Genomic DNA, 8384 nt, shown 5'->3' with positions numbered 1-8384 from the left:
GCTCAGCTCCGCGCGCTGCTCCTGCTCGACCTCCGCGTCGTACCGTTCGAGGGCCGCGCGGACGTCCGGGCCGTCGAACGGGCGGAGGAAGTCGGCGAGGTAGTACCGCAGGGTGTCCTCCCCTTTCTCTTCGTCGGGCTCGGGTTCGGGCTCGCATTCGGGTTCGGCGATCAGCCGCAGGGCGAGCGGCAGGTGCGCGGGGGTCATCGAGCAGACGGCGGCTTCCCCGAACTCGTAGGCCATGTAGGAGGCGGGCCCGTTCTCGCTCAGCAGCCGGGCGCGGGTGGCGACCAGCGGTTCGACCGCCTCGGCGGAGCGGAGGGCGGTGAGGGCCGTGACGGTGTACCAGAGCACGAGCTCGTCGTCGGAGTCCAGGTCGGCAATCAGCCGCCGCACGGTGGCGGGGTTGTCGAAGCCCGGTCGGCTCACGGCTTCCTTCGCCAGTTCCTCGCCCCAGACCACGGCGTTCAGTTCGTCGCCGAAGCGGGTTGCGTGGCACTCCTGGATCAGTGCGGCCCGGGCGGCGGCCTTGGCCGGGAAGCGGCGCATCCGGCTGATGTGACCCCGCGCGGCGTCGCCGGCGTCCAGCAAGCGTTCGTCGAACCCGAGGGCGGCCAGCTTCTCGCGCGTCCAGCCGTACTGGAGCAGCGCCCTGACGTACACGGCGGCCCGGGTCACCGGGTCAGCGGTGCGGGCGGCGACCAGCGCGGCCAGCTCCTCGGTCTCCTCCAGCACCGGTCGGGGGATCCAGAGGAAGGGCTCGCCGGCCGGGTTGACCCGGAACTTGTCGGTCCAGCCGAGGAGCTGACGGTGGGTGAAGGCGCGGACGCCCGAGGTGCGCATGCCCCGTATTGTGGGCCGTCAGGCGTCCGTGCCACCAACTCGCATGCTCCTGGCGGTAGGTGACGATGAAACAGCCAGCCCAGCCGATCGCGGGAGGACCCCGTCCGGCTCCGGACCTCGGGCGGCCCCGGCCCGGGCCGGACAGACCCCCTCCCCGACCGGCAAGCACACCGCTCCTCCTCCCGGCCTCACCGCACTGGCCCGCTCACAGTTCCTTCGGCAGGTACCCGTACCCCGCGACCCCGCCCTTGGCGTCGGCCAGCCCGGTCAGCAGGACCGCCGGCGGGCTCGCGTACACCGTCCCGTAGTGGAACTCGTCCTGCTCGGGGTCGCTCGGCCATGCGGGCTGCTCGGCGGCCGCCTGGGTGGTGAACTGCCCGTCCGCGCCGCCCTTGTTGCCCCGCGCGTCGAGCCTCACCCACTCGCCGGTCTCCGGCCAGTAGACGGCGTTGAGCCCGTGCAGCACCCCCAGCTTCTGGTAGCAGAGGCCCGTCGGGATGCCCTGGGCCCGCAGCAGCGCCGCCAGCAGGTGCGACTTGGCGTGGCAGATCCCGTTGCGCTGCGCCAGCACGTCGGAGGCCCGGTAGGCGGCGCTCCACTGCTGGACATCCGCCGAGTGGTCGATCTCGTCCCGGACGTACTCGAAGGTGGCCCGGGCGGTCTCCTCGACGCCGTCCCGCCGCAGGCGGGTGGCGAGCCTGCGGATCTCGGGGTGCTCGTGGTCGATCACCGCGTCGGCGGCGAGGTAGTCGGCGAGGTCGGCGGAGGCGGGTGTCAGTGGCCCGTACGGTGAGGCAGTCATGACGCCATGATCGGCCGACGGCCGTCCGGCGACCGGGATTTCCAGCATGTGGGCCACGGTCGTACGGACGTGGCCCACGGAAACACCGTTCCCCCTGGCCCGGGTCGTCGGCGGGCCGCCGGGTCACCGGCCCACAGCATGGCGGCTCGATGCGGCGCGCTCACGGCCGTTCTACTGCGCCGGCTTCCCGCCGGTGAGCACTGAGCGGACGTCCACGAAACCGCTCTGCTGTTCTGCCAGCCGCCCGTCCTTGACCTGCTGGAAGGTGACCCAGGTGTTGGTCAGCCGGGGCGACTCCGCGCTGGGAAGCATGTCGTTCTGGCCCCAGCTGAGTGGCGGGGTGACGCCCCCGGTGTCGATCGAGTCGCCGCTGTCCAGCTGCGCGCGCAGGCCCTTCGCGGTGAGCGGCTGGCCGGCCGAGGAGATCCGGTCCACTGCCTGCAGGAAGGTCTGGTAGGCGACCCAGGTGGTCTGCACGGCGAGGTCGGAGGTGTCGACCGGTTGGGCGCCCGGCGCGGGCGCGTTGCCGGCTGTGGTCCGCAGGTCGTCCCAGGCCTTCGAGCTCTCCGGTGGGAACCAGCCGGTCGTCAGTGAGCCGTTGAGCGGGCTGCCGGCGCCGCCGGTGGAGTCGATGACGGCCTGATGGACGCTGCCGATCACGGAGGCCAGCTGGGTGTGTTTCGGGTTGGCCTTCCGGTACGCGTCCAGCAGGAGCAGGGTCTGTTCGGGGCCCAGAACCGCCGTCACGCAGCCACCGGCCCGGTCGTCGCCGACCGCCTTCCGCACCGGCGCGGCCATGTCCGCGGCCGTGGCTCGCTCCGGCACCGTGACGTCGGTGAGCCTGATCCCGGCCGGGGCGACGGCCGCCGAGAGGTACCGGGTGAGGGTGTCACCGTTGCCGGTGTCCGGGCGGATGAGCGCGACGCTCTTGCAGCCGGCTGCCGCCAGCTGGCGGCCGCTGCCGGCGATCAGGGCCGGGGTCCCGCCGGCCACCGGGTAGGACAGCGGGCTGCTGAACTCCGAACCGGAGACGCCGTACCCGCCGAGGTACGGGATGCCCGCCGCCCCCAGGACGGGCATGAAGGTGTCGCCGAACTGGCTGTACGAGCCGATCACCGCGATGGCATGGGCGTCCACGGCCTGCTGGGCGCAGGCGGTGACACCGACCGCGGTGTTGTGCTCGTTGCAGGTGAGGACCTTCAGCTTCCGGCCGGCCCGGCCGCCCTTGGCGTTGACCTCGCGGCCGATCGCCTCGGCCAGCGCCGTGACGCCGGGGCGGTCGGCCGAGCCGGTACCGGCGGGAGCCCAGGTCATCACCGTCAGCGCGGCACCGGCGTCGCCGCCCGAAGCGTCGGCCGGGCCACCGCAGGCTGCCACCAGCAGCACCGGCAGCAGAGCGGCGGCCGCCGCCCACCCCCGGCCGCCGCCGCCCGCCCACCGCCCTTCGAAAGTGGCTCTTCCGTACGCCACGGTCCGGCTGCTCATGCTCCCCGCCCTCGCTGAACTGCTCTCGGCGCGAGACCCCGCTCGCTCGGCTGCCAGCCAAACGGCACCGGCACACGGCCAGGGGGACGACGCACGAACACAAGGCGGACAACCCCACAACAACAGGGTCAAAAGTCCTGGTGGGCCACCTGAGCCCGGCCATCCTTTGGCCGGGGCCTGCCTGCCGCGCTGTTCGRTTCCCGCATGGGCGTGCGACGCCGCGAGGGCGGGCATGTGCCGGAAGTGTGTGCCTCGGACCAGGATGCTGACGCAGTGCGGTCAGTCCGCTACGGTGACGGCACACGTGAATCGCGGGAAGGGCAGAGTCCATGGGCGAGCAGAGCGCGGGACTGGGCGGTGCGGCACAGGCACAGGTCTGCCCGGCGTGCGGCGGCCGCCGGGTGACGGACAAGACCCGGCACGTCCACGCCGTCGACCCCGACACGGGAAACCTGACCCCGAAGGTCGAGCACTACACGTCGCCCTGCGAGCGGTGCGGCGGATCCGGAGTGTGGTTGTGATGCGCATGGTCTTCGAGTGCCTCGAGTGCGGCGTCCACTACCTGCCGCCGGAGGACCTGCGGTACGGCGACGGCAGCCCGGCGAGTCCGGTGTGGTGCAGTCCGTGCCAGGGCTCGATGGCCCGGCGCGGCATCGTGGAGCCGAAGCCGGCTGCGGCGATCGCGCTGATGGCCGCCCGGCAGGCATTGAAGGCCGCCGCCGCGCAGGCCGCCCGCGCCGAAGCCCCCGCAGTGGACGTCCGGCCGAGCCGGCCGGCCAGGACCCGCCGTGCGACGGCCGGCCCGACCCGCACACGGGAACGCTCCCGCCTTCGCTGACACTCGGCCGCATCAGCAAGGCTCGACGTCATCCGGGCGTCAGGTGCGCGGCACGGTCGAGCAGCAGGGCGCGCTCGCGAGTGTTGCGGGCCAGCGCGGCAGCGCGCTCGAACTCGGCGCGGGCCTCGGCCGCCCGGCCCAACCGCTCCAGCAGGTCACCACGGACACTGGGCAGCAGGTGGTACCCGTTCAGCGCGGGGTCGGCCGCCAAGGTGTCGACCAGGCGCAGAGCCTCCGCCGGTCCCTGGGCGTAGGAGAGCGCGACCGCCCGGTTCAGCTGCACCACCGGGGACGGATTCAGCCGGGCCAGTCTGGCGTACAGGCCGGCGATGGTCGTCCAGTCGGTGTCCGCCCAGCGCGGGGCGAGGGTGTGGCAGGCGGCGACGGCGGCCTGCAGCGTGTACGGGCCGGCCTCGGGCCGGGCCGCACCGGCCCGGGCGAGGGCTGCGGTACCGCGCCGGATCAGCAGCCGGTCGAAGCGGGCCCGGTTCTGCTCGGCCAGCAACACCGGTTCACCGTCCGGGCCGATGCGGGCCGCGAACCGGGCGGCCTGGAACTCCACCAGCGCGGCCAGCCCGTGCACCTCGGGCTCTGCGGGCATCAGCGCGGCCAGCACCCGGGCCAGGCGCAGCGCGTCCTCGCACAGCGCCGGGCGCAGCAGGTCCTCACCGGCGGTGGCGGCGTAGCCCTCGTTGAAGATCAGGTAGATGACCTCCAGTACGGAGTCCAGCCGCGCCGCCCGGTCGGCCCCGGCCGGGACCTCGAACGGGACCTTCGCGGCGGCGATGGTGCGCTTCGCCCGGACGATCCGCTGCGCCACGGTCGACTCGGCAGTCAGGAACGCGCGGGCGATCTCGGCGGTGGTCAGGCCGCCGACCAGGCGCAGGGTCAGGGCGATCCGGGCGTCCGCGGAGAGCACCGGGTGGCAGGCGGTGAACACCAGCCGGAGCAGGTCGTCGTCGATGTCATCCGGCTCGGCGGGCTCCGGCGGCGGTACGTCCTCAAGGGAGCGGCCGACCTCGGCCAGCTTGCGGGCGTAGACCTCGCGGCGGCGGACCAGGTCGATCGCGCGGTTCTTGGCCGCCGCAGTCAGCCATGCCCCCGGGCGGTCCGGGACACCCGACTTCGGCCACTGCTCCAGGGCGGCGACCATCGCGTCCTGGGCCAGTTCCTCGGCGATGCCGACGTCCCGCACGATCCGGGTGACCGCTGCGATGATCCGCGCCGACTCGATCCTGAACACCGTCTCGACCACAGTCGCGTCCCAGTCCGTCACGGTCACCCATGAGAGCAGCCCTCGCCGGGGCGGGGCAACGCGGCACGCGCGGCCCCGCCCCGGGACGTCCGAAGGTCAGGCCGACAAGGTCAGGCCGACAAGGTCAGGCCGACGGCGGCTGGGGCATCTCGTCGATCTCCCGTACCTCCGCGCCGACCTCCCAGCTCACCGGGTGGATCGACAGGAAGCGGCGGGTCCACTCCAGGGCCTCCGCCTTGTCCTTGCACTGGAGCATGGCGTACCCGCCGACCACCTCACGGGTCTCGGTGAACGGCCCGTCGGTCAGACTCAGCCGGCCCCCGGTCCAGTCCACCCGGGTGCCTTCGGAGGTCGGCTTCAGCCCGGCGGTCTCCAGCATCACCCCGGCCTTGGTGAGCTCCTCGAACAGTGCGCCCATCCGCTGCTCGAAGTCGGGGTCGGGCTCGAAGCCCGCAGCCTTCTCCTCGTCGATACGGATCAGCATCATGAAACGCGGCACGGTGACTCCTCGGTCCTGCGGGCGGGGCCTGTCCTCGCCTCTCACCCCTGCGTCGAACGAGGGGCGGGCAGATYGACAGCCGACGGAAAGAACTTTTGCAGCCGACCCTAGGCCGGTGCCCGGATAGCCGCCCCCGCACCGCCGCGCAACGATGGTTGGGGGGACCGGTCCAGGGGCACCAGGAGGCACCCGTGGCGCGTACCAATCCGACCGACGTACTGATCGCGGGCGCCGGTCCGGTCGGACTGAGTGCGGCCGCCGAGCTCCGCCGCCACGGGGTGCGCTGCCGGCTCGTCGACCGGCTGCCGGCCCGCCTCCCGTACGCCAAGGCGGTCGGTATCCAACCGCGGACCCTGGAGATCTGGGACCGGATGGGCCTGGCCGGCACCGTCCTGGAGGCCGTCACTCCGCTGCGCGGCCAGCTGGTCTACGTCGACGGCCGGGAGCGGGCGCGGATCGAACTCGCGCTGCCGCCCGAGGTGCCGTACGGATTCGCCGCGCTGCCGCAGTACGAGACCGAGCGTCTGCTCGAGGACTACGTGGCCGGCCTGGGAACGGTCATCGAACGCGGCACCGAACTGCTGTCGTTCAGCCAGGACGGGGAGGGCGTGACCGCTGAACTGCGCACCGCCTCCGGCGCCGAGGAGGAGCTTCGGGTCCGCTATCTGATCGGCTGCGACGGAGCCCACAGCGTCGTCCGCAAGGGGCTCGGCCTCACCTTCGAGGGCGCGGCCTTCGCCGAGGAGTACATGCTGGCGGACGTGGAGGCCGACTGGGACCTGCCGCCGGGGTACGGCGTACGGTCCACCCATCGCGCCGACGACGGTTCCACCGACGACCTCCTGGTCTGCATCCCACTGCCGGGCCCGGGCCGCTACCGGATGTCGATGCTGGTCCCGGCCGAACTCTCCGGCCGCGGGAGTGCACCTGGCGACGGCGTGGCGCACGGCCTGGACGGCGGCGGCCCCACCCCCGGGCTGTCCGACATCCAGGCGGTCGTGGACCGCCTCGCCCCCAGCCCGGCCGTGCTCTCCCGGATGCGCTGGTCCTCGGTCTTCCGGATCAGCCACCGGATCGTCGACCGCTACGCCGACGGGCGGGTCTTCGTCGCGGGCGACGCCGCGCACATCCACCCGCCCACCGGCGCCCAGGGCATGAACACCGGCATCCAGGACGCCTGCAATCTGGCCTGGAAGCTTGCCCTCGTCCTACACGGGGAGGCCGCTCCCGCCCTGCTCACCAGCTACGACGCCGAGCGCCGCCCGGTCGGTGAAGAGGTGGTCGGCCGTACCGTCCGGCATGCCACCCAGGGGCTCGAAGCCGACCCGGACGACCCGCGCACATTGATGCTGCGCGAGGCCCAACTCCTCGTCAGCTACCGGGACGGCCCGCTCGCCGCCGGCCCCCACGGACCGGCCGACGCGCCCCAGCCCGGCGACCGGGCCCCCGACTGCACCGGCCTGACGGCTCCGGTCGCCGGTTACCCGCTGCGCCTGCTCGACCTGCTGCGCGGCCGTACCGGCCATGTGGTGATCCTCTACGCGGCCGACCCGGCGGATCTGGCCCCCGCCGCCGAAGCGGCTGCGGGGGTGCCGCTGCCGGGCGACCGCCCCGACGGCTCGGGCCGCTCCCGGACCATCGCCGTCCTCTCCCCCGCAGCCGCGCCGGTCGGCCCCGGCACCCTGGCCGCCCCCGAGTACCGCGACACCGCCGGGGAGTTCGCCCGGCTGTACCGCCCCGACGGTGCGACCGGCTTCGTCGTCCGCCCGGACGGGCAGCTCGGCGCCCGGTTCCCACTCGCCGGTACCGCGGCCGCGCTGTCCGACTACCGCACGGCCTTGTCCGCCAGGTGAAGGCCGGAAGGTGTCAGTACCGGTAGCCGTCGGAGAACCCGACCCGCCTGCACGCCGCCGCCCGGCTCGCCGCGTCGGCCGGCGGGCGCTCGGTCAGCACCTCGCGGGCCCGGTACTCGGCGAGGCTGGTGGCGTACCACGGCCTGGGGGTGTCACCGAGGTTTCGGCTGACCAGCGCCAGGGCGCAGGTCCGCTGGTCGGCGGGCAGCCGGTCCAGGGCGGGGACGGCGTCCAGGGAGAGGCCGTCGAAGTTCCGCAGGTCGATCTGCGTGGTGCTCTCGAAGCGGGCCACGTTCTGCTCGGCGACGATCGCGTCCGGGCCCATCAGGCCGTAGACGGCGGCGGTGGCCATACCGCTCAGCACCACGGCGCGCGGCAGCCAGGAGGAGCTCCGGAGTGCGCCTGCCGCGATCACCAGCAGGAACACCACGCCGAGCCAGATCTCCACCACCAGGACCCAGAGCCGCAGTTGGGTCAGCCCGGAGGCGTCGACGTAGAACCACATCCGGCCGAGCGCGGAGGCGACCACGACCAGCGTGAGGACGCAGAGCGCGCCGAGCAGCAGCCTCGCGAGCCGGCGGTCGGACTCGGTGGTGCGCGGGGCCCAGCGCTGCGCGACGGCCACCACGACCAGGGTCAGCACAGTGATCGCCATCAGCTGCCAGAAGCCCTGCCGGGCGTACTCGGAGCGGCTCATCCCGGTGTTCTCCAGGATGGAGTCGCGGCCGCCGAGCACCACGACCGCCTGGACCACCGCGAAGGCGCCGAACATCAGGTTGAGCGCGGCCAGCGGCAGCGCCCACTCCAGC

Annotated in this window: 9 protein-coding genes; 3 read left to right on the top strand and 6 right to left on the bottom strand. The window is 73.3% G+C overall.

Annotation, left to right across the window (positions count from 1 at the left end; all coding sequences use genetic code 11):
- From ACXJMZ_RS35315 to ACXJMZ_RS35305, 3 genes are all read right to left on the bottom strand, one after another.
- Positions 1-843: hypothetical protein (locus tag ACXJMZ_RS35315; RefSeq protein ID WP_457034107.1), on the bottom strand; the 843-nt coding region annotated here is incomplete at its 3' end.
- A gap of 205 nt (positions 844-1048) precedes the next feature.
- The gene (locus ACXJMZ_RS35310) at positions 1049-1645 is read right to left on the bottom strand and encodes a transglutaminase-like domain-containing protein (protein WP_457034106.1); all 597 of its coding nucleotides are present in this window, start codon (positions 1643-1645) and stop codon (positions 1049-1051) included.
- 171 nt (positions 1646-1816) lie between these two features.
- The gene (locus ACXJMZ_RS35305) at positions 1817-3130 is read right to left on the bottom strand and encodes an ABC transporter substrate-binding protein (protein ID WP_457034105.1); all 1314 of its coding nucleotides are present in this window, start codon (positions 3128-3130) and stop codon (positions 1817-1819) included.
- A gap of 329 nt (positions 3131-3459) precedes the next feature.
- On the opposite strand from ACXJMZ_RS35305, the gene ACXJMZ_RS35300 reads away from it, so the two are divergent.
- Together ACXJMZ_RS35300 and ACXJMZ_RS35295 are read left to right on the top strand one after the other, a co-directional pair.
- On the top strand, positions 3460-3651 hold the full coding sequence (locus ACXJMZ_RS35300) for a hypothetical protein (RefSeq protein ID WP_457034104.1): 192 nt from the start codon (positions 3460-3462) through the stop codon (positions 3649-3651).
- A complete protein-coding gene (locus ACXJMZ_RS35295) occupies positions 3651-3968 on the top strand; it encodes a hypothetical protein (protein WP_457034103.1) in 318 nt (105 codons plus the stop codon). The genes ACXJMZ_RS35300 and ACXJMZ_RS35295 overlap by 1 nt, the downstream gene beginning before the upstream one ends.
- A 28-nt stretch (positions 3969-3996) precedes the next feature.
- On the opposite strand, the gene ACXJMZ_RS35290 is transcribed toward ACXJMZ_RS35295, so the two are convergent.
- Both ACXJMZ_RS35290 and ACXJMZ_RS35285 read right to left on the bottom strand, forming a co-directional pair.
- Positions 3997-5250 carry an RNA polymerase sigma factor gene (locus tag ACXJMZ_RS35290; protein WP_457034102.1) on the bottom strand — a complete coding sequence of 418 codons (1254 nt, stop codon included), beginning with the start codon at positions 5248-5250 and terminating at the stop codon, positions 3997-3999.
- Positions 5251-5347: 97 nt separating this feature from the next.
- Positions 5348-5722 (bottom strand): YciI family protein, encoded by a 375-nt coding sequence (locus ACXJMZ_RS35285; RefSeq protein ID WP_457034101.1) that lies wholly within the window; start codon positions 5720-5722, stop codon positions 5348-5350.
- A 191-nt stretch (positions 5723-5913) separates the two neighbouring features.
- On the opposite strand from ACXJMZ_RS35285, the gene ACXJMZ_RS35280 reads away from it, so the two are divergent.
- Positions 5914-7575 carry an FAD-dependent monooxygenase gene (locus tag ACXJMZ_RS35280; RefSeq protein WP_457034100.1) on the top strand — a complete coding sequence of 554 codons (1662 nt, stop codon included), beginning with the start codon at positions 5914-5916 and terminating at the stop codon, positions 7573-7575.
- A 13-nt stretch (positions 7576-7588) separates the two neighbouring features.
- Here ACXJMZ_RS35280 and ACXJMZ_RS35275 read toward each other — a convergent pair.
- Positions 7589-8384 (bottom strand): DUF4153 domain-containing protein (locus ACXJMZ_RS35275; RefSeq protein WP_457034099.1); only part of this gene is annotated, 796 nt, incomplete at its 5' end.

It is taken from the genome of Kitasatospora sp. P5_F3, from assembly GCF_054049135.1.
This window is presented reverse-complemented; position numbering and strand designations above follow the sequence as displayed.

What these genes read in the sequence shown, in the direction of transcription:
- ACXJMZ_RS35295 (WP_457034103.1), top strand. Translation starts at nt 3,651, where the DNA reads ATGCGCATGGTCTTCGAGTGCCTCGAGTGCGGCGTCCACTACCTGCCG.
- ACXJMZ_RS35305 (WP_457034105.1), bottom strand. Translation starts at nt 3,130, where the DNA reads ATGAGCAGCCGGACCGTGGCGTACGGAAGAGCCACTTTCGAAGGGCGG.
- ACXJMZ_RS35310 (WP_457034106.1), bottom strand. Translation starts at nt 1,645, where the DNA reads ATGACTGCCTCACCGTACGGGCCACTGACACCCGCCTCCGCCGACCTC.
- ACXJMZ_RS35300 (WP_457034104.1), top strand. Translation starts at nt 3,460, where the DNA reads ATGGGCGAGCAGAGCGCGGGACTGGGCGGTGCGGCACAGGCACAGGTC.